Below are 22,276 nucleotides of genomic sequence, written 5' to 3' on the forward strand. Positions count from 1 at the left end.
GTGATTGCTCGCGCGGTTCCCGCGCCTCTGAAAGGCGCGTCCAGCGCACGTACCTCAAGGGGCGCGGGGAACTGCGCGACCAGCCCCCACTCACCCGCGGCCGCCGAGACGACAGTCGGACCCGAGTGACTAGGCGAACACGACCGTCCGCCGCCCGTTGAGCAGAATCCGCCGCTCCGCATGCCACTTCACGGCCCGCGCCAGCGCCTGGCACTCCACGTCCCGCCCGATCGCCACCAGCTGGTCCGGCATGACGTCATGCCCGACCCGCTCGACCTCCTGCTCGATGATCGGCCCCTCGTCGAGATCCGCCGTCACATAGTGCGCGGTCGCCCCGATCAGCTTCACACCCCGGGCGTGCGCCTGGTGATACGGCTTCGCACCCTTGAAGCTCGGCAGGAACGAGTGGTGGATGTTGATGATCCGCCCGCTCAGCTGCTTGCACAGGTCGTCCGAGAGGACCTGCATGTAGCGGGCCAGCACGACCAGCTCCACATCCTCCTCGCGCACGATCTCCAGCAACTGCGCCTCGGCCTCGGACTTGTTGTCCTTGGTCACCGGGATGTGGTGGAAGGGGATGTCGTACGACCCCACGAGTTCGGCGAAGTCGGTGTGGTTGGACACCACGGCCGCGATCTCCACCGGAAGCGCCCCGATGCTGGCGCGGAACAACAGGTCGTTCAGGCAGTGCCCGAACTTGCTGACCATCAGCAGGACCCGCATCTTCTCCTCGGCCCGGTGGATCTGCCAGTCCATCTGGAAGGAGTCACCGATCGCCGCGAAGCTCGCCCGCAGCTTGTCCACCGTCACCGGCGACTCCGCCGAGAAGTGGACGCGCATGAAGAACAGTCCCGTGTCGTGGTCGCCGAACTGCTGGCTGTCCTCGATGTTGCAGCCGGTCATGAAGAGGTAGCTCGACACGGCGTGCACGATGCCCTGTTTGTCCGGGCACGACAGGATGAGGACGTACTGGTCGGCGGGGACCGCGGCTCGGGTGGACTGCTCGTTCATGCAGCACAGGGTCCCATATCCGGGGTCCCGGCCCACAGCCGTTCCGTCAGCCGGACCGCTACGCGGACCGCGTCATGATCCGCAGCAGCTCGAGCGTGCGCGGCGGGGCGTCCGCGTCATCGCCGTCGGCCATGGCCATCCGCACATGCGCGTCCCGGGCCGCCCGCACCGCCTCCGGCCACGCGGGGTGGTCGACGTAGGCGGAGACCTGGGCGTCCGGACCGACCTGGTGCATGATCCGCAGCACCCGCAGCACGGCGGTGTCGACCAGCGCGGCCTCCTGGGAGTCCCGGAAGATCGTGCCGACGTACTTCTCGGCGGACCAGTTGTCCAGCCAGGTGTCCTCGACCAGGCGGTACACGGCGTCGGTCACGTCGCCGTACCCGTCGACGCCGGCCAGCCAGACGTCTCGCTGGAACACCGGGTCGGAGAGCATGTGCAGCGCGGAGCGCACATTGCTGCGCCAGCGCCACCACGGCATGTCGTTGAGTGGCATGCCGCCCATGGTGGATGAGCGACGGCCGCGACGGGAAGAGCTATCCGAACCTTGCACGGTCATCGATCGTACGTTCCTCTTCACACGCGCATCACCAGCCCCCGTAATTCACCTTGCCGTCACCTTCAAGTAACCGAGGGTCACGCGCAGGTTTGTTGTGTGGGGGAATCGTGCGTGTCCATGACCGGCAGGCTCCGCACCCGAAAGACGCTCCTTCCCATGATCACCGATCGGCGCGGCAGAGCAACCGCTCGTACGGCTGCCGCTCTGGTGGCATGTGCGTCGCTGGCCGCCGGATGCGGTGTCATCCCCGGTACCTCGGGGGGTGCCGGGGACGAGACGATCACCGTCATGACCTGGGCACCTGAGGACACCAAGGCGACCAACAAGCCCGGCATGCCGGCCTTCGCCCAGGCGTACGCCCGCTGGGTCAACGCCCACGGCGGCCTGGGCGGCCGCAAGCTGAAGGTCCTCACCTGCAACGACCACAACGACAGCGTGGCCGCGGCGAAGTGCGCCGACCGCGCGGTCGACGAGAACGTCACCGCGGTCATAGGCTCCTACAGCCAGTACGGCGACACCTTCCTGCCCTCCCTGGAGGGCGCCGGCATCCCGTACATAGGCGGCTACGGCGTCACCAACGCCGAGTTCACCAGCCCCCTCTCCTACCCCGTCAACGGCGGCCAGCCCACCCTCCTGGCGGGCCTCGGCAAGGAACTGGCCCGCACCTGCGGCCCGGTCGCGCTGGTACGGCCCGACAGCATCGCGGGCGACGAGCTGCCGCCGCTGCTCAACTCCGGCCTCAGGGCGGGCAAGCACTCGTCCGCCGCCGACCAGCTGGCCGACGAGGACGCCAGCGAGTACGGCAACCAGTCGGTACGGGCGCTGGACTACTCGACCACCGACGCCTCGGAATCGGGCTGTGTGGTCCCCGCCCTCGGCGACCGCACCAGCACCTTCCTGGACTCCTTCCGACGGGCCCGCGAGGAGTACCCCGACGTACGCACCGCCACGGTCCTCGGCAGCGTCGACCAGACCGTGATCAACGCGACGGGCGGGGCGTCGACCTACGACGGGTCGTACATCACCGGCTGGTACCCGGTCGCGAGCGACCCGCGCTGGGACCCGATGAAGAAGGTCATCAGCGAGCAGGCCTTCGGCGACAACCGCATCGACCCCGCGGACGCCGGTGTGCAGACCACCTGGATCGCGTACACGGTGTTCAAGAAGGTCGTCGAGTCGCTGGGCGACGGCGCGGTGAACGCCGACAGCGTCCGGGGCGCCCTGAACAAGGGGCTGAAGGTCACCACGGGCGGCCTCACCCCGACCCTCCGGTGGAAGTTCCAGGACGTCCTGGCCGCCGTCGGCTACCCCCGACTGGTCAACCGCGCGGTGACCCTCCAGGTCGTACGGGAGGGCCGGCTGGTGGCGGCCCGCAAGAACTTCATCGACGTGACGAAGACACTCCAGAACGCCGACCTGAACTGACCCTGCGCCGGCCGACCCCTACAGCTGGGTCGGCTGGCGCTCCGTCAGGCCGTACTTCCCGGCGATCGTGTTCCACAGCTGCGCGGCCGTCTTCTTCTGCTCGCTGGCGGTTCCGCTCGCGCGGTTGCCGGCCTGGGTCTGGCCGGTGGAGCGGGCCTGGCCCTTCTTGCACAGCTTGTTGTTCCCGGCGACCTGGTCGGCCCAGCCCGCGTAGTGGTTGTCGGCGGACGCCGACGCCTGCCAGGCCTTGGTCAGCGCGGTGGTCAGCGCGGCGTGGTTCGGCAGCTGGTCGACGCTGAGCTTGGACAGCTCGGTGACCAGCTGGTTGCGCTGCTTGGCCGCGCCGCGCAGGTCCTGGGCGGCCTGCGGGAGGTTGTCGCAGGACTTCACGTCGGCCACCGCCTTGATCACCGTCGTACGGCTGTCGCCGCTGTCGGCGAGCAGCTTGTCCAGGGCGATCGCCTGCTGCTCGGCCGGGTCGGCGGACGGCGAGGAGGAGCCCTCGGTCGCCGGGGCGGTGGCGGAGACGGGCGCGTTGTCGTCGCCCTTCGGGTCGTCCTCGCCCCCGCCGGCGAGCAGCGCGCCCGCGCCGATGCCGAGCACGGCGATACCTACGCCGACGGCGGCGATGAGCGGCAGCCGGGAGCCCGTACGGCCACCCCGTCCGCCCCGGCCGCCGTCGCCACCGCCGGGACCGTGTCCGTGTCCGCCGTGCGAGCCGGGCGGGAAGTAGCCCTGCCCGTCCGAGTGCTGCGGCTGCGGCTGGGGCTGCTGGAAGCGCGGCATCTGCTGGGTCGCCCCGGCCGGGTGTTCGGCGGCGGCCGGCTCGCTGCGGAAGAGATTGTCGAAGTCGGACAGCGGCTGCCGCTCGCCGCCGTGTGCCGTCGCGCCCGGCTGCCCGGTCACGGGCGGGATGTACTGCGTGGCGTCCGCGTCGGCCCCGGGGGCCGGCGGCATCGGTCCGGCGCCGCCCGGCTGCCGGGCCCGTCCCAGCACCTGGGTGCTCTCACCGGACACCTCCGGCGGCAGCGCGCCCGGGCCGACCGGCGGGATGAACTGCGTCGCGCCTTCGTCGACGGCGGGCGCGGCGACGGGCGGTATGTAGCGGGTGGCCTGGTCGTCGGCGACCGGCGGTATGTACTGGGTGGCGCCTTCGTCGGCGGGCGGCAGCGGAGCACCGAAGCCACCGGCGGCGGGCGCGGCGGGCGGCAGCGCGCCACCCTGTCCGTACTGCCCGTAGTGCCCCTCGTGCGGCAGCGGCGCGTTCGGCGCCTCGCCCTGTCCGTACATCGGCTGCGGAGCGGGCATCGGTGCACCGCCGGCCGGAGCGCCCTGGCCGTATTCCGCGCCCTGGGCGCCGCCGCCGTACGACGCGCCCTCCCGCGGCATCGGCTGCGACGGCACGCCCCCGACCGCGTCCGGCGCCGCGCCCCACGGGGCCGGCGACGGCGACTGGTACGACTGCTCCTGCTGGGGCGCCGGGTACGACTGCTCCTGGCGGCCCCAGGTCTGCCCGGGCTGCGCGCCCCAGGCCTGGCCCGGTGCGTCGGGCACCGCGGGCGCGTTCTGCTCAGGTCCCCAAGGGGTGCCCCAGGCCTGGCCGCCCGGGGGCGCCGAGGGCGGGGGTGCGGTCGGCGGGGTGGCCGGCACCGGGGTCGGCCGGCCGACCTGCCCGCCCGTCATACCCGGCAGCAGCGGCTCACCGCCGTCCGAGGGCAGCACGATGCCTTCGCGCGCGGGGCGCGCCGAGGGCTCCTCGCCCCGTCCACTCTGCGTCACCGGGACTCCTACTAATGGGGGACCTTGTGAATCGTCGGGTCACGCTACCGGCTCCGCCGATCCGGTTGCTACGCAGCCCAGGGCCTGACCGGCGTCCCTGTGACCGCGCTAACACCGCGGTCCCCCATCCCCTATATGCGCCCTCCGTTCCCCTTCGGCGCCTTCGTTTCCCTGCCGTTCACGCCCCGGTACCCCGTGGATTCACGCGGCCGCCTGAAGATCCAGTCGCGCCCCGAACTCCCTGACCACCGGCTCGTCGCCGAACGGCTCCAAACGCTGTTGGAAGTCCTCCAGATATTCGGCGCCCCGGTTGGAACGAAGGGTCTCCAGAAGCTCGACGGCCTTCAGACCGGTGTGACAGGCCTGTTCGATCTCCCGCTGCTGCACCTGTGCTGTGGCGAGCAACACATAACCGATCGCCCGTCGCCGCGCCTTCGTCTCCGGAAGCCCGGCCAACGACTCCTCCGCGCGCCGCGCCGCCGCCTCGGACTGACCGAGATCACGGTGACAGTGCGCCAACTCGTCGGCGAGATACGCCTCGTCGAAATGCGCGATCCACGCCGGGTCGTCCCCGGACTCCGCGTCCGCCGACTCCAGCGCGCTCACCGCCCGCCCGGACGCCAGCTGGGCGGCCCGCGCGTCGCCCATCAGGGCGTGCCCGCGAGCCTCCGCCGCGTGGAACATGGCCTCCGCGCGCGGTGTCACGCGCCCCCGCGCCCCCTCCTGCGCCGCCCTCGCCAACTGCGCGATCTCACGCGGGTTTCCGAGCTGCGCGGCGAGGTGGCTCATGGAGGCGGCCAGGACGTACCCGCCGTACCCGCGGTCCCCGGCGGCCTGCGCGAGCCGCAGCGCCTGGATGTAGTACCGCTGGGCCAGCCCCGGCTGCCCGGTGTCGATGGCCATGTACCCGGCGAGCTCGGTCAACCGCGCGACGGCGGCGAAGAGTTCCCGACCGATCGCCTCCCGGTAGGAGCCGGCCAGCAGCCCGGAGACGACACTGTTGAGGTAGTGCACGACGACCGGGCGCACATGCCCGCTGCCGTACTGGTGATCAAGGTCCACGAGCGCCTGTGTCATCGCCCGCACGGCCTCCACGTCGGACGGCCCCACGCGCGGCCCCGCCGCGCGCGCCACCTGCGAGTCCGGCGACGAGATCAGCCAGTCGCGGCTCGGCTCGACCAGCGCGGACGCGGCGACGGACGAGCCGGACAGGAAGTCCCGCCGTCCGACATCGCTGCGCCACAGCTCACACACCTGCTCGATGGCTCCCAGTACCGTCGGCGAGAACTGGAGGCCGACGCCGGACGCGAGGTTCTTGCCGTTGGCCATCCCGATCTCGTCGATCGTGACCGTACGGCCCAGCTTGCGGCCGAGCGCCTCGGCGATGATCGCCGGCGCCCGTCCCCGTGGCTGCTGTCCGCGCAGCCAACGGGCCACGGACGTCTTGTCGTAGCGCAGATCGAGTCCGTGCTCGGCACCGCACATGTTGACCCGGCGGGCCAGCCCGGCGTTCGAGCAACCCGCTTCCTGAATGAGCGCCTGAAGCCGTTCGTTCGGCTGACGCGCGACGAGAGGCCTTGCGGCCATGGCGTACCCCCTGTGGCTGCGGTGCCTGCCCACGCACCGAGTTGACGTTCTTCCACCGCCGAATCCGGCCCGGGGCACTGGCTGTGCACCGCGGAGTTCCGGCCGTGAAGATCAATGCCCCGTCGGAATACCGAAAATGCGAGGCTTGCGAGGATTGCCGGGGTAAAGGCGGAACCCGACCCCACAGGTGGCTACCCAGCCGGGACCGCGGATCCTCCCACGCGCCCCCACACGTGCACCCATGCGCCCCAAATGAGAAAACAATGCTCCTCCCCCGCGCGCGCGACGCCCGTAACCCGAGGTGGGTGCGGGAGTTGTGTTGGGCGTGGAAGAGACGATCCCGGCCACCGAAGCCGCACAGATTCCCAAGCAGCGCGGCGAAACGCTGCTGGAGACCGCCGTTCGCTACGCCGAGGAGCGTCACTGGGACGTGTTCCCCGGGACCTGGCTGGAGGCCGTCGAGGGCGTGCAGTACTGCTCCTGTGGCGATGCCGCCTGCCCCGCGCCCGGCGCGCACCCCGCGCGCCCCGACTGGGCGACCCAGGCGACGGGCAGCGCGACCGTCGCCCGCCGGATGTGGCAGAAGCAGCCGAACGCGTCGATCCTGCTGCCGACGGGGCGGACCTTCGACGCGATCTCCGTCCCGGAGACCGCCGGGTTTCTGGCGCTGGCCCGGATGGAGCGGATGGAGCTCTCGCTGGGGCCGGTCACGCTGACCCCGGACCGCCGGATGAACTTCTTCGTGCTGCCGGGTGCGTCGGTGAAGGTGCCCGATCTGGTGCGCAAGCTCGGGTGGTCGGTCGGGTCGCTGGATCTCGTGGCGCTCGGGGAAGGCGCGTGGGTCGCCGGGCCGCCCACCCGGTTCGGGTCCCGGGGCGCGGTGCAGTGGGCGTGCCGGCCCACGCCGGCGAACCGGTGGCTGCCGGACGCGGAGGAGTTGATCTCGCCGCTCGCGTACGCCTGCGGCCGCGATCGTTAAGGGCGCCCTCTCGACTGCCGGGTCCGGTTGTTCGGCGGCCGCGGGCACACTGTGGTCGCTCGCGCCCGCGCGGCGGAGCCGCATATTGGATACAGCCCCGCGCCCCTTTAGGTTGGCGTTCATGACGTCGGCCGTATCTGTACGTGGGCTCTGGAAGCGGTTCGGGCAGCAGGTTGCTGTCGCCGGGATCGATCTGGAGTTGCCCGCAGGGAAGTTCATCGGACTGGTGGGGCCCAATGGCGCCGGGAAGACCACCACGCTCTCCATGGTGACCGGGCTGCTTCGGCCCGATCAGGGATCCGTCGAGGTCGTCGGGCACGACGTCTGGCGCGACCCCGTCGAGGTGAAGGCCCGAATCGGGGTGCTGCCCGAAGGGCTTCGGCTCTTCGAGCGGCTCTCCGGGCGTGAACTGCTCGCGTACACGGGGCGATTGCGCGGCCTCCAGGGGGCCGAGGTCGACAAGCGGGCGGCCCAGCTGCTCGACGTACTCGATCTGGCCGGGGCCCAGCACAAGCTGGTCGTCGACTACTCGACCGGTATGCGCAAGAAGATCGGGCTGGCGGCGGCCCTGCTCCACAACCCCGAAGTGCTGTTCCTGGACGAGCCGTTCGAGGGGGTCGACCCGGTCTCGGCCCAGACGATCCGCGGCGTCCTGGAGCGCTACACCGCCTCCGGCGCTACCGTCGTCTTCTCCTCGCATGTCATGGAACTCGTCGAGTCGCTGTGCGACTGGGTCGCCGTCATGGCCGCCGGACGCATCCGGGCCCACGGTTCCCTGGCCGAAGTGCGCGGCGAGGCGGCCTCGTTGCAGCAGGCCTTCCTCGAACTCGTCGGCGCGAACGGCCGTGACAGCGCCTCCGACCTCGACTGGCTGGGCGGCGGGGCGCGATGACGAACCTGACCGCCACGTTCGTACAGCTGAAGCTGTCGCTGCTCAGGAACGGGCTGCGGCAGTCCGGCGGACGGCGGGCGGCCTATGTCGCGTCGGCCGTGGTGGCGCTCCTGTTCGCCGCGCTCCAGCTCCTGGGCCTGATCATGCTGCGCGGCAACGCGCACGCCGGCTCCGTGGTCGTTCTCCTGATCGCGGTCCTCGCGCTGGGCTGGGCGGTGATGCCGCTCTTCTTCCCCGGCGGCGACGAGACCCTCGACCCGACCCGGCTGGTGATGCTGCCGCTGCGCCCCCGCCCCTTGGTCCAGGCCCTGCTCGTCGCCTCCCTGGTCGGCATCGGGCCCCTCTTCACGCTCTGCCTGTTCACCGGTTCGGTGATCGCGGTCGCCGAAGGAGGGTTGGCCTACGCCGTCGGCGTCATCGCCGTCGTTCTGGCCCTGTTGGTGTGCGTGGCGCTCGCGCGGGCCGTCGCCGCCGCCAACATCCGGCTGCTGACCAGCCGCAAGGGCCGTGATCTGGCGGTGCTGAGCGGGCTGGTCATCGCGATCGGGGCGCAGGTCGTCAACTTCGGGGCACAGCAGCTCGGTTCATCGGGCCTCGGCAGGCTCGACCCGGCGGCGGACGTGCTGCGCTGGGTACCGCCGGCGTCCGCGATCGGGGCGGTGCGGTCGGTGAGCGAAGGGTCGTACGGCGTCGCCGTCCTCCAACTCACCCTGAGCGCTGTCGCGTTGGCGGCTCTGATCGCCGTCTGGTCCCGCCACCTGACGCGGCTGATGACCTCCCCCGACGGCTCCACGCTTCAGGCGGTCACCGAGTCCGCCGTACGGGAACGTACCCCCACCGGTCTGTCCCGGCTCCTGCCGGCCGGCCGCACCGGCACCGTCATGGAGCGCAGCCTGCGCTACGTCTGGCGCGATCCGAAAACCAAGGCGGCCTGGGTGACCTCGCTCGCCATCGGCCTGATCGTGCCGCTGTTCAACGCGCTCCAGGGCACCGGCTCGATCTACTTCGCCTGCTTCGCCGCCGGGATGCTCGGCATCCAGATGTACAACCAGTTCGGGCAGGACACGTCCGCGTTCTGGATGGTCGCGATGACCATCTCGTCCCCCAGAGACGCCTACGTCGAGCTGCGCGGCCGAGCACTCGCCCTGCTGCTGATCACGCTTCCCTACGCCGCGCTCGTCACCGTCCTGACGACGGCGCTGCTCGGCAACTGGCCCAAGCTCCCCGAAGTGCTGGGCCTGTCCTTCGCCCTCCTCGGCGCGATGCTGGCCACCGGCGCCTGGACGTCGGCGCGCTTCCCCTACTCCATCCCGCAGGAGGGCTACAAGAACGTCGCCCCCGGCCAGGCGGGCCTCGCCTGGATCTCCATCTTCGGCGGCATGATCGGGGCCGCACTGCTGTGCGCTCCCGTCATCGCGGTGACGATCTGGCTGAACGTCAGCGAGGACGGGGACGCGTGGACGTGGCTGCTGCTGCCCGGCGGGGCGGCCTACGGGGCGGCGATCACGCTGCTGGGGCTACGGCTGGCGGCCCCGCGGACGGCGGCCCGGCTGCCGGAGATCCTGACGGCGGTGAGCAAGGGGTGACGGGGCCTCGGGGCTGAGGGTTGTGCGGTGCGGGTCGGGGCTTGGGCCAGTGCCGACCGGCGTGCGCTCACAGGCGCCCGGTGTCATCCGAAGCACGTACCGCCTCGACAAAGGGCTCGATGGCGGCGCGCCAGCCCTCGGGCTGGTCGTAGTGCACCAGGTGCCCCGCGTCGGCCACCTCCGCGTACTCCCCCCGAGGCAGCACCCGCACCATCTCCTGCGCCTCGGCCCGCCCGAGCTCCCCGTCCAACCCGCGGACGACGAGCGCGGGGCACCGCACCTGCGCCAACTCCTCCCAGTGCGCGTCGAACACCCACGTCTCCCGGGACCTGAGCATCTGGTCCGGCTCAAAGACCGGCCGCCACCCGTCCTCGCACTCGTGCATCACCTCGGCGTAGAACTCCCCGCGCGCCGGATTCGGCCGCTCGACCCACGGATCGTCCTCCCCGAACCACTTCCGTACGTCGGCGAGCGTCGCGAAGGGCACCGGCCAGGCCTTGAACCAGTCCGACCACTCCCGCTGCGAGGCCGCGCCCAGCGCCGACGCCCGCATGTCGCAGATGATCACGCCGCGCACCAGATCGGGCCGCCTGGCGGCGAGCTGCCAGGCGGTCAGCGCGCCCATGGCATGGCCGATGAGGACGGCCGGGGCCAGGCCGAGCTGTTCGAGGGCGGCCTCCGCGTCGTCGACATAGGCCTCGCGCGTGAAGACGGCGTCCTCGGGCTTGTCGCTGCGGCCGTGGCCGCGCTGGTCCAGGGCGACGGCGCGGTACCGCTCGGAGAGCCAGCGGGCCGTGGAGGCCCAGTGCGAGGCGCGGCCCATCAGGCCGTGCAGTAACAGGACGCCGAGCGTGCCCTCGTGCTCGGTCGTGGAGTCGGTCTTGGGAGGGTCGCCGAACTCCCAGGCCGCGAGACGTACGCCGCCGGTCCCGGTCACGTCGATGCGCCGCGCCATTGGTCTGGCCCCCCTAGCTCCGCTCGGACCGCTCGAATCGGCCGGTCCTGTCATCCGCGTCCTGCTTGCCGTGCCTGCCGTATCTACCGCCGCTCACGCGAGCACCGTGCGCCACCTGCGCCGCACGTGTCGCCGATGCCCTCGCACGCGATGTGCATGTCCTGTGTGCCTGACGTGATCTTATGCGCACACTACTGAAGCGCACGTTCCGCCCGACCCGTCACCCGCAGACTATCGAACCCGTATTCGAAAAAATGGCCTCTGCGGACAACACCCCTCATTCGAGTGACCCCCTCCAAGGATTGATCGCCACCGCCGAGGGGAGACCTTCACCGGGAGGCGGACCGCTCGGGGAAAACGGTCCGAGGGGAATGACCCTGAGAGCTCGGGGCTCCGGGTCAGCACAGGGGAGGACAGGCCCCGGCGCCGTACGGCGCCGGGGCCCTCTCCACATCCGCGGCACATCCTCGCGCCCCCCTCCCCGGCCGGACGCATCACTGTCCGTCACGACCAAGAGCCCTCAGGTCATATGCCTCACGCGACAGCCTCGCACGCGAATCCGCCGAGCGCTGTGATTCCGCGCACTGAGTCCTGGAATGCGAAAGATCGAAAACTCACCACAACTCCCGCTTCCCTACCGGGAATTACGCGGGAGAGAACGCGACATGGACAGCTGCCGCAGCTCAGCGCTTGGCGACGAACACATGCGAGGCCACATCCGCCTCCAGCTCTGCCGCCTCACCACCACTGCCGACCAGCACACCACCCGCGGACTCGGTCACACTCACCACCGAACCGGGCTGCACACCGGCCCGACGCAGCGTGTACATCAACTGCGCGTCCGTCTGGATCGGCTCCCCGATCCGGCGCACCACGACCGTCTTGCCCTCGACCCCGGGATCCAGATCCGCCAGCGAGACCATGCCCTCGTCGAGGAACGGGTCGGCCCCGTCCTTCTCGCCGAGCTCCTCCAGACCAGGGATCGGGTTGCCGTACGGCGACTCGGTCGGGTGGCGCAGCAGCTCCAGCACCCGCCGCTCCACGGCCTCGCTCATCACGTGCTCCCAGCGACAGGCCTCGGCGTGCACCTGCTCCCACTCCAGCCCGATCACGTCGACGAGCAGACACTCGGCGAGGCGGTGCTTGCGCATGACGCGGGTGGCCAGCCGCCGCCCCTCGTCCGTGAGCTCCAGATGCCGGTCGCTCGCGACGGACACCAACCCGTCACGCTCCATCCGCGCCACCGTCTGGCTCACGGTCGGCCCGCTCTGGTCCAGCCGCTCGGCGATCCGGGCGCGCATGGGGACCACACCTTCCTCCTCCAGCTCGAGGATGGTGCGGAGATACATCTCCGTGGTGTCGATCAGTCCGGACATACGTGCCCCTCGTTTAGCTCTGCGATTAGCTCAGCCGGAAGCGAGACAGCTCCACGGCGCGTGCGCTGGCCCTGCACTCAATTCTGCCGGATACCACTGACAACCGTGCCGCGCCGCCGGAACCCGCGAAATGCGCGGCCCGCGTAACCCCCGCACCCGGGCCACCTGCTCCCGGCCGTCCCCGCCCCGCACCGGCCGCTTCCGGCAGCGCGACGCCGTATTGACACCACACTGGTCCAGACCGCACGGTGATCCGCGACACACCGCCCAGCCACCACCCGCCCACCCCGGAGGGGCCTCGCATGAGCGACAGCAAGCCGGCCGACCAGTTCTTCGACGCCGCCATCGGCCTGCTCCAGCGGGTCCGTGCCGAGGAGGCCGAGAACATCCAGGCGGCCGGCACCCTGCTCGCCGACACCGTCGCCGCCGACGGCCGGCTCTTCGCCTTCGGCGCCGGCCACTCCTCACTCGCCGCCCAGGACGTCGTCTACCGCGCCGGCGGACTCGCCCTGATGAACCTGCTCGCGGTCCCCGGCGTCGTAGGCGTGGACGTCATGCCGGCCACCCTCGGCTCCGCCCTCGAACGCGTCGACGGCCTCGCCAGCGTGGTCCTGGACAGCTCCCCGCTGCGCGCCGGCGACACCCTCGTCATCATCTCCCTCTCCGGCCGCAACGCCCTGCCCGTCGAGATGGCCATGGCCGCCCGCGCCGCCGGCGTCCACGTCATCGGCGTGACCTCGGTGGCGTACGCCTCGGAGACGAAGTCCCGCCACGCCTCCGGCACCTACCTCAAGGACCACTGCGACATCGTCCTCGACTCGAAGATCGCGATCGGCGACGCGGAACTCACCCTCGACACGATCCCCGCCCCCTTCGCCCCCGCCTCCACCGTCGTGACGACAGCCCTTCTCCAGGCCGTCATGGCGACAGCGGCGGCCTCCCTGGCCGCCCGCGGCATCGAGCCCCCGCTCCTGCGCTCGGGCAACGTCGACGGCGGCCACGACTGGAACGGCAAGGTGTTCGAGGAGTACGGCGACCGGATCTTCTACCGGCGCTGACCCGTCGTCCTACTGCGACCCGCCGCGCACCGCCGCCAGATCCAGGGCGGCGGCGATCCGCACCGCCACATCCTCCGCGTACACGGCGTCACCCCGCCCGAACGCACTGCGGCCCGCGCCCCGGAGAAACGTCACGACCCCCAGCGTCCGCCCCCGGCTCCGCAACACGGCACACAGCGCGTGCACGGCGTCCGCCGGCCACTGCCGCCCCACCGCCCACTCCCGCGCCCGCCCGGCCGGCACATCCCCCGCGTCCGCCCGCACCGACCCGGCCCGCGCCACGCATTGCAGCGCCGGATGCCCCTCCGCGTACCGCACCGGCAACCCGGCCTCCCCACCCAGCCGACTCGGCCCCGGCGCCCCCGAGGGCGTCACGGCGACCCGGACCAGCCGTACCGGATCCGCGGGCTCCCCGGCCCCCGTCTCATCGGCCACCGGCCCACCCGCGACCCGGTCGATCAGCGCGTGATCGGCGAACCCGGCCAGCGCGAAGTCCAGATGCACGGTCGCCGCCTCCGCCGGATCCTCACACTCCGCGGCGGCCCGCGCGGCGCGGTGCAACTGGTTGGTCCGGAACCGCAGCAGCGAAGCCTCCTGCTCCGCCTGCTTCGCCTCCGTGGCGTCCTGGAAGAGCCAGCCCACCCCCAACGGCACCGGCTCCTCCGCCAGCGGCGAGGCCAGCCGCACGAACCCACACCGCCAGCAGCGCCGCCGCTCGCCCTCCGGCGTCCGCACACTCACCCAGATCTCGGCCGGAGCCGGCGGCGCGCCCTCCGCCAGCACATGCGTCAGCGCGCTCTCCAGCTCCTCGACCCCCTGGGCCAGCAGCTCACCCAGCGGCCGCCCCAGCACGGACGTACGGCCGATCCCCAGCGCCCGAGCCGCGTGAGCGTTCACAACGGCGGGCCGCAGATCCGCGTCGACCAGCACCACACCCCACGACGCGTCCTCGAACAACGCCTCGCTCAGCGCGATCGACCGCTCCAGATCGATCTGCGCGTGCACCTCGCTGAAGGCGCAGTACACCCCGGCGGGCTTCCCGTCCGGCCCCCGCACCGCCGCCGACTGCGTCCGTACGAGAACCCGCCCGCCGTCCTTGGTCAGCAGCGCGAACTCGTGCACCTGCCGCCCAGGAGCGTCCATGGCGGACATCAGCCGCCCCTCGACCTCCTCGGCGTCCGCCTCACGCACCGCCCACCCGGCGAACCCGTGCCGCCCCACGGCCTCGGCCGCACTCCAGCCCAAAATCCGCTCCGCCTCACGGTTCCAGTGCGTGACGACCCCGTCCCCGTCGAAGGCGCACAAGGCCGCATCCATCCCGTCCAGCAGCGCGGCCAACAGATCCGACCCACCTGCCGAACTCTCGGAACCAGCCGACGAACCCTCCGGACTCTCCCGCTCGGGTTCGTCCGGCCCCAGCTCGTCGGTGGTCCCACTACGCCGGGAAGCACTCACCTGGACCCCCTGCCAAGCTGCGTCCGCACGTACGACGCGTCGGTTCGCTCACTCGCAATCATCTAACTGGAACGTGACCCAGCACACACCGGGTTCCCCAAGATTGAAGGAATCGTTGTACGAGCCGTCAGCGCGACGAGCCGGTCCCGCTCTCCAGCCGCAGGTCCACCCACAGATCGGACCCGCCGTCCAGTACATACCGGTCGACCTCGACGAACCCGTTCGCCTCGGCGAACCGCAGACCGTCCTCATTGACGGCCAGCACACAAGTCTCGATCACACTCGCGCCCAGCACGCGCGCGTGAGCGAGCCCGTCCCCGTACAGCCTCCTGCCGTACCCGAGCCGCCGGTGCTCGGGCAACACACGCGCGATCACCGTCGCCACTCCGTCCTCCTCCGCCGGCGGCCGCACGGTCGAACAGCCGACGAGGACCTCACCGACGTATGCGTTCCGCAAGCGGTAGCGCCCCGCGCGCTCCCGCACCTCGTCCAAGTCCAGGGCCGCGGGCGGGACGATCACGTTGTGCACGTGACCCCACTCCCGAAGCATGACCTCACCATCCACCGGCACGATTCGCAGATCAGACACCAGTTCCACTTCCCCGACGCGCGTACGCCTCAATCTCGATCTTCATACAAGGATCCGCCGGCCCACACACCACCATCATCGTCGCCGCCGGCCGCACCTCCCCGAAGTCCCGCCGCAACACCGGCCAGCAGGGCTGGAAATCCTCCCGCTCGGGCAACAGATAGCGAACCCGCACCACATCCCCGAACGAACACCCCGCCTCCGCCAGCGCGGCCCCCACATTCCGCAGACACTGCTCGGCCTGCTCCACCACGTCCTCGGAGATCGTCATCGCCGAGTAGTCGAACCCGGTCGTCCCCGACACGTGCACCCAGTCGCCGTCGACCACGGCACGCGCGTATCCGATCTGCTCCTCGAAGCTCGATCCGCTGAGAATCGCACGGCGTTCGGGCTGCTGATTTGTCATGCACTGAACGCTAGTCGCAGCCCTGGACCAAGTCCTGCCCCTGACCTCCGAAGCAGAAGAACTTCGGTACCTCCGACGCCTGCGGCAGTTGGCCACGCTCGCATCGGGTACCGGCCCTCGACCCGCCGACCGAGTCAACGTCTTTAGCAGCAAGATCGGCCACCCATTCGGAAATGCGACAGGTTCGCACGAATGGGCGATTCTTGGACGTGGCAGCCGGTGTGTCGATCTTGGCCATTAGCGTCAGTCCCACACGAGAAGGGAGGCCACCCGCTCCCCGACCACATGGTCGTCGAGTGGCCAGCCCCAGTCATCACGATCCGCAGGATTCAGGGAGGTGCCCCGATGACTACGTTTCCCGCAGGCGAGCAGACCCACCAGGCTGTGCTTCCTCAGCAGCGTGCTCTGGAATCCGTGAGCGCAGACACCCCCGGGAGCAGGGACGAAACGGCTCACGGACACCCCGCCACCGCGCGGGGCACCGGCAGGGAACATGGGCGAGGGGAGACCGACGGGCACGGCACCAGGGCTCGTCGGCGTCACGCCGATGCCGCTGTTACGGCAGCGGAGGCGGCAGAGACCGGGAGCGGTGACGCTCCCACACGATTCACTCCGTACGACGGCGGGATCGGCGCGGGCAGAGTCTTCGTGCTCTCGAAGGAAGGGCACCCCCTCATGCCCTGCCACCCCGCCCGCGGCCGGGAACTACTCAGCAAGGGACGAGCAGTCGTCGCCCGGCACGTTCCCTTCACGGTCCGCCTTACAGATCGCCCACGAGCCGAATCGACGGTCGACGGCGTGCAGCTACGGATCGACCCCGGTTCCAAAGGCACAGGCCTGGCCCTCACCGACGAGAAGAAGGAAGCCGACGCAGACGGCACCACCGTCACCGTCCGGCGCGGACTCGTCGCCGTCGAACTCCGCCATCGCGGCGACCGGATCCACGCGTGCATGCGCCAACGCGCCGGATACCGCCACAGGCGACGCTCAGCGAACCGCCGCTACCGAGCACCCCGCTTCCGCAACCGGACCAATCCCGCAGGATGGCTTCCGCCCTCCCTGCGCCACCGCGTCGACACCACCCTCTCCCTGGCCAAGCGCCTGTGCCGCTATGCACCCGTCACCGAGATCCACATCGAGCACGTCGCCTTCGACACCCACTCCATGAGCGCAGGGCGACCACTCAAGGGAGTCGAACACACGCAAGGAACGCTCACCGGAACCACCGCTCGCGACTACCTGCGCACCAAGTGGAACAACGCCTGCGCCTACTGCGACACCACCGACGTCCCACTGAACATCGAGCACCTCAACCCTCGCAGCCGAGGAGGCTCGAACCGGATCTCCAATCTCGTCCTGGCCTGCGCCCCCTGCAACAAGGCCAAGGGCAGCAAACCCGTCGAGGTTTTCCTCGCCCATCGACCCGAACGCCTCGCAGTGATCCTCCAGCAGGTGACGGTGCCCCTTCACCACGCCGCAGCCATGAACGCCACCCGCTGGCAGCTCACGAAGGTCCTGGCCACTCTCGGCAAACCCGTCCACATCTCGGCAGGCTGGTGCACCGAGGAGAACCGGAGCGCCATGGGACTGCCCAAGACTCACACCCTGGACGCGCTGTCCGTCGGGCACCTGGCCCACGAAGCCGGTGACGCCACCGTGCGATACCCCGGGCAGGTCATCATCGCCAAGGCCACCGGGCGCGGCTCCTACGCCCGCACCACGCCCGACCGCTACGGCTTCCCCCGACTTCGACGGGCCCGGACCAAGCAGCACTTCGGATTCATCACCGGAGATCTCGTGCGGGCCAGGGTTCCGGTCGGGAAGTGGGCGGGCACGTGGTCCGGCCGTATCTCGGTCCGTGCCCGGGGGCAGCACAGCCTCATGACGTCGATCGGCAGGTTCAACTTGTCCCACCGGAGTCTGGAACTGCTGCAACGGGGCGATGGCTATGGCTACGGCACGCGACCAGAAGCGGCACCGTCAACATCTCGGAAAACCGGTTGATCCGTGGCCAACCCGTTCTTAGTGTGGCTGGTACTTCGGAGAGGAGGTGGTTCGGCAGATGTATGCATACCGGACGGAAGAGGTGGCTGCGGGCTAGCGGCCCGTCACCACACCCAGTGCGGTGCCGGACCAGCGCGTGAGAGACGCGTGCAGCCGGCCCAATCCCAAGCAGTCACCCGACCCGCGAGCTCGCCGGTACGTCCGGCCGGCTTCTCCGCTTCGGCGGAGGACCCGAGCTCGCGGGTCGTCTGCGTTCAGGGGCGGACTCAGTCGTCATCGTCGTCGCCCCCGTCGTCGTCCTGCTGCGCCCGGCGTTGCTGCTCGCGCCGCTGCTCCCGTTCCTGGTCCCTCCGCTCCTGGTCGCGGGCTTCCTCGCGACCGGCGGACGTGTTCGACGCCGGGCTCGCGGAGGGGATCGGTGACGGGCTCGAATCCAGCGGGGACACCGAGGCGGAGGTGCTCGGGGCGGGGGCGGTGTCGGGTTTCGTGCCCTGGGTCGAGGCGTTGTCCGGTGAGAACCACAGCATGCCGAGGAGCATCGCGGCCACGAAGAGGGCCGCCGCCGCTGCCGTCACCGCTACGCGCCGTGCGCCGCTTGTGGACCGGGTCCGGGGCTGGGGGCGCGACTGGTGCCTGGCGTGGGTTCGGGGGCGGGCTCGGCCTTCGGGCTTGGGGCCTTGTGCCGACGGCAGCATGTACGTGGTGGGGTTGCTGGAGTCCCCCGGGCCCTGCGGTCCGGCCGGATGCCGCGGGGGCGGCGTCGTCGCGGCCGGCAGGGGTTCGGGGCGGCCCTGCCAGGCGCCTTCGGTGAACCAGTCGGCTGCCTGCTGGGCGGTGGGGCGGTGTTCGGGGTCCTTGGCGAGCAGGCCGAGGAGGTAGTTCTCGAAGGCGGGCGGCAGGCCGGCGACGCCCAGGTCGCGGGGCGGTACGGGGGCGGCGTCGAGGTGCTGGTGCAGGATGGCGACGGCGGTGTCGGCGTGGAACGGCGGGCGTCCGGTCAGGAGTTGGTAGAGGACGCAGCCCAGTGCGTAGACGTCCGAGGGCGGGCCTGCGGGCTGTCCGAGGGCCCGTTCGGGGGCGAGGTAGAGGCTGGTGCCGACGATCTGGCCGGTCGCGGTCAGGGCGGCGCCGGGGTCGTCCATGAAGCGGGCGATGCCGAAGTCACCGATCTTGAGGGTGCCGTCGGTGTCCAGCAGCAGGTTGCCCGGCTTGATGTCGCGGTGGACGATGCCCTGCCGGTGCGCGGCGGCCAGTCCGGCGGCGGCCTGGGCGGCGATGCGGGCGACGCGCTCGGCGGGCTGTGCGCCCGAGTGGGTCAGCAGCCGGGCGAGGTTGTCGCCCTCGACGAGTTCCATCACCAGGTACAGCCGGTTGTCGTGCTCACCGAAGTCGCGTACGCCGACGACGTTGGGGTGGTCGATGCGGGCGGCGGTCTGTGCCTCCAGGCGGAACCTGGAGGTGGCGGTGGGGTCGGAGTCCTGGGGCAGCAGGAGCTTGACGGCGACGTGCCGGGCGAGGGTCTGGTCGTAGGCCCGCCAGACCTCCCCCATGCCACCGCGCCCGATCGACTCGCCCAGCCGGTAGCGGCCCGCTATCAGCGCCAAGTCCCCATCCCCCATGCTGTGAGTCGTCTCATCGCCGCAGGCTGTAACTCACCGCGCAGGGACGGGTGATGGTGGGATGCCGCAGCCGCCCCAGCATACTGGCGGAGCGGATCAGTCACGTTCCGTGTGCGATCTTCGTCGCCGGCTCGCTCGGGCGGTTCGCCGGGCATCGCGCGGGCCGGTTCGGTCCCGTGCGGTGCCCGGCTCGGTGCCGGGGGTCGCGAGGGGGGAGCGTCAGTGGGCGATGTCCGCGTAGCCCTCGACCTCGCGGGGGTTGCGCGGGGCGGGGCCCACGTAGCGGGCGGAGGGGCGGACGAGGCGGCCGGTGCGCTTCTGTTCCAGGATGTGCGCCGACCAGCCCGCGGTGCGGGCGCACGTGAACATCGAGGTGAACATGTGGGCCGGAACTTCCGCGAAGTCCAGCATGATCGCGGCCCAGAATTCCACGTTGGTGGCCAGGACGCGGTCGGGGCGGCGGTTGTGCAGTTCCTCCAGGGCCGCCTTCTCGAGGGCTTCGGCGACCTCGAAGCGGGGCGCGCCGAGGTCTCGGGCGGTGCGGCGCAGGACGCGGGCACGGGGGTCCTCGGCGCGGTAGACGCGGTGGCCGAAGCCCATGAGGCGTTCGCCCTTGTCGAGGGTCTGCTTGACGTAGGCCTCGGCGTCGCCGGTGCGCTCGATCTCTTCGATCATGTGCAGTACGCGGGAGGGCGCGCCGCCGTGCAGGGGGCCTGACATGGCTCCTACGGCGCCGGAGAGTGCCGCGGCCACGTCGGCGCCGGTGGAGGCGATGACGCGGGCGGTGAAGGTGGAGGCGTTCATGCCGTGCTCGGCGGCGGACGTCCAGTAGGCGTCGACGGCGGCGACGTGCTTGGGGTCGGGTTCGCCGCGCCAGCGGATCATGAAGCGTTCGACGACGGACTGGGCCTTGTCGATCTCGCGCTGCGGGACCATGGGGAGGCCTTGTCCGCGGGCGGACTGGGCGACGTAGGAGAGGGCCATGACGGCGGCTCGCGCCAGGTCCTCCCGTGCCTGTTCCTCGTCGATGTCGAGGAGGGGTTTCAGGCCCCAGACGGGGGCGAGCATGGCGAGCGCGGACTGGACGTCGACGCGGATGTCGCCGGAGTGCACGGGGATCGGGAAGGGCTCGGCGGCCGGCAGTCCGGGACGGAAGGCGCCGTCGACGAGCAGCCCCCAGACGTTGCCGAAGGAGACGTGGCCGACCAGGTCCTCGATGTCGACGCCTCGGTATCGGAGAGCGCCGCCCTCCTTGTCCGGTTCGGCGATCTCCGTCTCGAACGCGACGACTCCTTCGAGCCCGGGTACGAAGTCGGACATCAGGCGGCTCCTCGTGATGTGTGCGACGGATGGGGTTGTGGGTGGAACGACCACAGGTCAGTCGGCAGGGATGGACGTACGCCGGTGGATCCACGGTCTCGGGCTCGTTTTCCGGTGTGCGGAACCCGGGCCTCGGCGGACTCGCGGTCCGTGGCGTACCCCTGTGATGCCCCGTGCGGTCGGCGGTCATCCAACCGGAACAGCATCAGAACGATAACCCTGAGTGCCAGTCTTGGGGAGGCTTTGCGGCACTGAGTGCCATCAGTGAGGAAGGACACCGTGCCGGACGGTGCCCGTTCGGATACGGCAAGATGACCGCGTGACCGACCGAGACGCCGTCGCTTCAGATCCCGCCGGGCCCGCCCCCGACCCCGCGGCCATGCGCAAGCACTACCGGGCCGAGGGCCTCGCCGAGACGGATCTGGCGGCCACGTGGGTGGAACAGTTCGCGCGCTGGTTCAAGCAGGCCGCCGCGGAGGCCCATCTCTTCGAGCCGAACGCGATGATCGTCTCCACCGCGGACGCCGAGGGTCGGCCCAGCTCGCGCACGGTGCTGCTGAAGCAGTTCGACGAGCAGGGTTTTGTCTTCTTCACCAACTACGAGTCCCGCAAGGCCCGCGCCCTGGCCGAGAACCCGTACGTCTGTCTGCTCTTCCCCTGGCATGCGATGGCGCGCCAGGTCATCGTGACGGGTGTGGCGCGCCGCACCGGACGCGACGAGACCGCCGCCTACTTCCGCACCCGCCCGCACGGCTCCCAGCTCGGCGCCTGGGCCAGCGCCCAGTCCTCGGTCATCGCCTCCCGAGCGGAGCTCGACGCCTCGTACGCCGATCTGGCCGCGCGCTATCCCGAGGGCGAGCAGGTGCCGGTGCCGCCGCACTGGGGCGGTTTCCGGGTGGCGCCGCAGTCGGTGGAGTTCTGGCAGGGGCGGGAGAACCGGCTGCACGACCGGCTGCGGTATGTGGCGGAGCAGGACGGGGGATGGCGGGTGGAGCGGCTCAGTCCGTGAGCGGCGGGCCCGTCAGAGCTTGCCCTGGAGGTACGTCGTGCGGTGGCCGTCGAGCAGTCCGGTTATTCGGGTGCGGAACTCCGTCGTGAGCGGGGGCCAGTTCCAGAGCTGGAAGCCGAGGTGGGCGAAGGCGAAGTAGTCGTCGTGCCAGGTCCAGTCGGGCAGGGGGACGCGCTCGGCGCAGGTGGGGCAGTCGACGTCGGCCGCGCCCGTCTCGTACCAGGTGTCGACGGCCAGGAGGAACGGTCCCCAGGTCTCGGGGACCATGTTCCGTCCGTCGTGGAGCCGGGTGGTGGCCGCGCATCGCGGGCAGTGGACCGCTTCCAGCGTGCCCTGGCCGCCGTGGAAGACGGTGCGCTCGGTGTGGACGGCGAGGCCCTCTCCGGGCCCGAAGCGGACGTCCTGCGGTGCTACCGCGCGGTGCCAGTTCGGGCCGGGCATGCGGCCGAGCGGGAGGCCGTAGACGCAGTCGGGCAGGAGTTCGGCCTGCACGAGGCCCTCGGCGACGAGCCAGGCGACGACGCGCTCGGCGAGGCGCGGTGCGTCCTGTGGGCTCGCGTCGAGGTCGACGAGTGTCTGAAAGTGGTCCCCCATGTCCGCCCCCCGTGTCCCCGCCTGTGCCGGCGCCCCCGCGCCGCTCCCCAGTGCCGGCGCCTCCGTGCCGGCA

At 70.9% G+C, this 22,276-nt stretch carries 19 protein-coding genes; 7 read left to right on the forward strand and 12 right to left on the reverse strand.

The annotated features are described in order from the left end of the window. Window positions 1-129 precede the first annotated feature (129 nt). Both purU and ACIQWG_RS34260 read right to left on the reverse strand, forming a co-directional pair. The gene (gene purU, locus ACIQWG_RS34255; RefSeq protein WP_404102778.1) at window positions 130-1,011 is read right to left on the reverse strand and encodes a formyltetrahydrofolate deformylase; all 882 of its coding nucleotides are present in this window, start codon (window positions 1,009-1,011) and stop codon (window positions 130-132) included. Window positions 1,012-1,069: 58 nt separating this feature from the next. Further along, window positions 1,070-1,570, reverse strand: coding sequence for a hypothetical protein (locus ACIQWG_RS34260; RefSeq protein ID WP_404102781.1), 501 nt, complete (start codon window positions 1,568-1,570; stop codon window positions 1,070-1,072). Window positions 1,571-1,687: 117 nt separating this feature from the next. On the opposite strand from ACIQWG_RS34260, the gene ACIQWG_RS34265 reads away from it, so the two are divergent. Next, entirely contained in the window at window positions 1,688-2,995 is a 1,308-nt protein-coding gene (locus ACIQWG_RS34265) for an ABC transporter substrate-binding protein (RefSeq protein ID WP_404102785.1), read from the forward strand. An 18-nt stretch (window positions 2,996-3,013) separates the two neighbouring features. On the opposite strand, the gene ACIQWG_RS34270 is transcribed toward ACIQWG_RS34265, so the two are convergent. Beyond that, window positions 3,014-4,774 carry a hypothetical protein gene (locus tag ACIQWG_RS34270; protein ID WP_404102788.1) on the reverse strand — a complete coding sequence of 587 codons (1,761 nt, stop codon included), beginning with the start codon at window positions 4,772-4,774 and terminating at the stop codon, window positions 3,014-3,016. Between the two features lie 201 nt (window positions 4,775-4,975). Next, on the reverse strand, window positions 4,976-6,361 hold the full coding sequence (locus ACIQWG_RS34275) for a transcriptional regulator (protein WP_404102791.1): 1,386 nt from the start codon (window positions 6,359-6,361) through the stop codon (window positions 4,976-4,978). Window positions 6,362-6,677: 316 nt separating this feature from the next. Between ACIQWG_RS34275 and ACIQWG_RS34280 the strand changes: the two genes are divergently transcribed. From ACIQWG_RS34280 to ACIQWG_RS34290, 3 genes are all read left to right on the forward strand, one after another. Continuing rightward, window positions 6,678-7,340 (forward strand): bifunctional DNA primase/polymerase, encoded by a 663-nt coding sequence (locus ACIQWG_RS34280; protein ID WP_403456902.1) that lies wholly within the window; start codon window positions 6,678-6,680, stop codon window positions 7,338-7,340. Between the two features lie 121 nt (window positions 7,341-7,461). Then, window positions 7,462-8,232, forward strand: a complete 771-nt coding sequence (locus tag ACIQWG_RS34285; protein WP_404102795.1) for an ABC transporter ATP-binding protein — start codon at window positions 7,462-7,464, stop codon at window positions 8,230-8,232. After that, a complete protein-coding gene (locus ACIQWG_RS34290; RefSeq protein WP_404102797.1) occupies window positions 8,229-9,818 on the forward strand; it encodes a transporter in 1,590 nt (529 codons plus the stop codon). Before ACIQWG_RS34285 ends, ACIQWG_RS34290 begins: the two co-directional genes overlap by 4 nt. Window positions 9,819-9,885: 67 nt before the next feature. Here ACIQWG_RS34290 and ACIQWG_RS34295 read toward each other — a convergent pair whose 3' ends face one another. After that, complete coding sequence (locus tag ACIQWG_RS34295) at window positions 9,886-10,773, reverse strand: alpha/beta fold hydrolase (RefSeq protein ID WP_404102800.1); 888 nt, start codon at window positions 10,771-10,773, stop codon at window positions 9,886-9,888. Between the two features lie 683 nt (window positions 10,774-11,456). After that, on the reverse strand, window positions 11,457-12,149 hold the full coding sequence (locus tag ACIQWG_RS34300; RefSeq protein ID WP_004000347.1) for a metal-dependent transcriptional regulator: 693 nt from the start codon (window positions 12,147-12,149) through the stop codon (window positions 11,457-11,459). 302 nt (window positions 12,150-12,451) lie between these two features. Here ACIQWG_RS34300 and ACIQWG_RS34305 point away from each other — a divergent pair, with 302 nt between their 5' ends. Continuing rightward, a complete protein-coding gene (locus tag ACIQWG_RS34305) occupies window positions 12,452-13,207 on the forward strand; it encodes an SIS domain-containing protein (RefSeq protein ID WP_404102804.1) in 756 nt (251 codons plus the stop codon). A 9-nt stretch (window positions 13,208-13,216) separates the two neighbouring features. On the opposite strand, the gene ACIQWG_RS34310 is transcribed toward ACIQWG_RS34305, so the two are convergent. From ACIQWG_RS34310 to ACIQWG_RS34320, 3 genes are all read right to left on the reverse strand, one after another. Then, on the reverse strand, window positions 13,217-14,662 hold the full coding sequence (locus tag ACIQWG_RS34310) for a PAS domain-containing protein (RefSeq protein ID WP_404102806.1): 1,446 nt from the start codon (window positions 14,660-14,662) through the stop codon (window positions 13,217-13,219). 127 nt (window positions 14,663-14,789) lie between these two features. Next, entirely contained in the window at window positions 14,790-15,251 is a 462-nt protein-coding gene (locus ACIQWG_RS34315; protein WP_404102809.1) for a GNAT family N-acetyltransferase, read from the reverse strand. Continuing rightward, window positions 15,244-15,657, reverse strand: a complete 414-nt coding sequence (locus tag ACIQWG_RS34320; RefSeq protein ID WP_404102812.1) for a RidA family protein — start codon at window positions 15,655-15,657, stop codon at window positions 15,244-15,246. The genes ACIQWG_RS34315 and ACIQWG_RS34320 overlap by 8 nt, the downstream gene beginning before the upstream one ends. 648 nt (window positions 15,658-16,305) lie before the next feature. Here ACIQWG_RS34320 and iscB point away from each other — a divergent pair. Next, a complete protein-coding gene (iscB, locus tag ACIQWG_RS34325; RefSeq protein ID WP_404103510.1) occupies window positions 16,306-17,661 on the forward strand; it encodes an RNA-guided endonuclease IscB in 1,356 nt (451 codons plus the stop codon). 266 nt (window positions 17,662-17,927) lie between these two features. On the opposite strand, the gene ACIQWG_RS34330 is transcribed toward iscB, so the two are convergent. Continuing rightward, a complete protein-coding gene (locus tag ACIQWG_RS34330) occupies window positions 17,928-19,280 on the reverse strand; it encodes a serine/threonine-protein kinase (RefSeq protein WP_404102815.1) in 1,353 nt (450 codons plus the stop codon). A gap of 219 nt (window positions 19,281-19,499) precedes the next feature. Continuing rightward, window positions 19,500-20,600 (reverse strand): citrate synthase 2, encoded by a 1,101-nt coding sequence (locus tag ACIQWG_RS34335; protein ID WP_404102818.1) that lies wholly within the window; start codon window positions 20,598-20,600, stop codon window positions 19,500-19,502. A gap of 319 nt (window positions 20,601-20,919) precedes the next feature. On the opposite strand from ACIQWG_RS34335, the gene pdxH reads away from it, so the two are divergent. Further along, window positions 20,920-21,609, forward strand: coding sequence for a pyridoxamine 5'-phosphate oxidase (gene pdxH / locus ACIQWG_RS34340; protein ID WP_404102822.1), 690 nt, complete (start codon window positions 20,920-20,922; stop codon window positions 21,607-21,609). A gap of 12 nt (window positions 21,610-21,621) precedes the next feature. Here pdxH and ACIQWG_RS34345 read toward each other — a convergent pair whose 3' ends face one another. Next, a complete protein-coding gene (locus ACIQWG_RS34345) occupies window positions 21,622-22,203 on the reverse strand; it encodes a hypothetical protein (protein WP_404102824.1) in 582 nt (193 codons plus the stop codon). Between the last annotated feature and the right edge of the window lie 73 nt (window positions 22,204-22,276).

Origin of the sequence: Streptomyces sp. NPDC098781, assembly GCF_044759995.1 — a bacterium.
Classification (GTDB): domain Bacteria; phylum Actinomycetota; class Actinomycetes; order Streptomycetales; family Streptomycetaceae; genus Streptomyces.

Bases quoted from the DNA above. Each gene is read 5' to 3' on its own strand.
- purU (WP_404102778.1), bottom strand. From the start codon at position 1,011: ATGAACGAGCAGTCCACCCGAGCCGCGGTCCCCGCCGACCAGTACGTC.
- ACIQWG_RS34260 (WP_404102781.1), bottom strand. From the start codon at position 1,570: ATGACCGTGCAAGGTTCGGATAGCTCTTCCCGTCGCGGCCGTCGCTCA.
- ACIQWG_RS34265 (WP_404102785.1), top strand. From the start codon at position 1,688: ATGACCGGCAGGCTCCGCACCCGAAAGACGCTCCTTCCCATGATCACC.
- ACIQWG_RS34275 (WP_404102791.1), bottom strand. From the start codon at position 6,361: ATGGCCGCAAGGCCTCTCGTCGCGCGTCAGCCGAACGAACGGCTTCAG.
- ACIQWG_RS34285 (WP_404102795.1), top strand. From the start codon at position 7,462: ATGACGTCGGCCGTATCTGTACGTGGGCTCTGGAAGCGGTTCGGGCAG.
- ACIQWG_RS34290 (WP_404102797.1), top strand. From the start codon at position 8,229: ATGACGAACCTGACCGCCACGTTCGTACAGCTGAAGCTGTCGCTGCTC.
- ACIQWG_RS34295 (WP_404102800.1), bottom strand. From the start codon at position 10,773: ATGGCGCGGCGCATCGACGTGACCGGGACCGGCGGCGTACGTCTCGCG.
- ACIQWG_RS34300 (WP_004000347.1), bottom strand. From the start codon at position 12,149: ATGTCCGGACTGATCGACACCACGGAGATGTATCTCCGCACCATCCTC.
- ACIQWG_RS34305 (WP_404102804.1), top strand. From the start codon at position 12,452: ATGAGCGACAGCAAGCCGGCCGACCAGTTCTTCGACGCCGCCATCGGC.
- ACIQWG_RS34320 (WP_404102812.1), bottom strand. From the start codon at position 15,657: ATGACAAATCAGCAGCCCGAACGCCGTGCGATTCTCAGCGGATCGAGC.
- ACIQWG_RS34330 (WP_404102815.1), bottom strand. From the start codon at position 19,280: ATGGGGGATGGGGACTTGGCGCTGATAGCGGGCCGCTACCGGCTGGGC.
- ACIQWG_RS34335 (WP_404102818.1), bottom strand. From the start codon at position 20,600: ATGTCCGACTTCGTACCCGGGCTCGAAGGAGTCGTCGCGTTCGAGACG.
- ACIQWG_RS34345 (WP_404102824.1), bottom strand. From the start codon at position 22,203: ATGGGGGACCACTTTCAGACACTCGTCGACCTCGACGCGAGCCCACAG.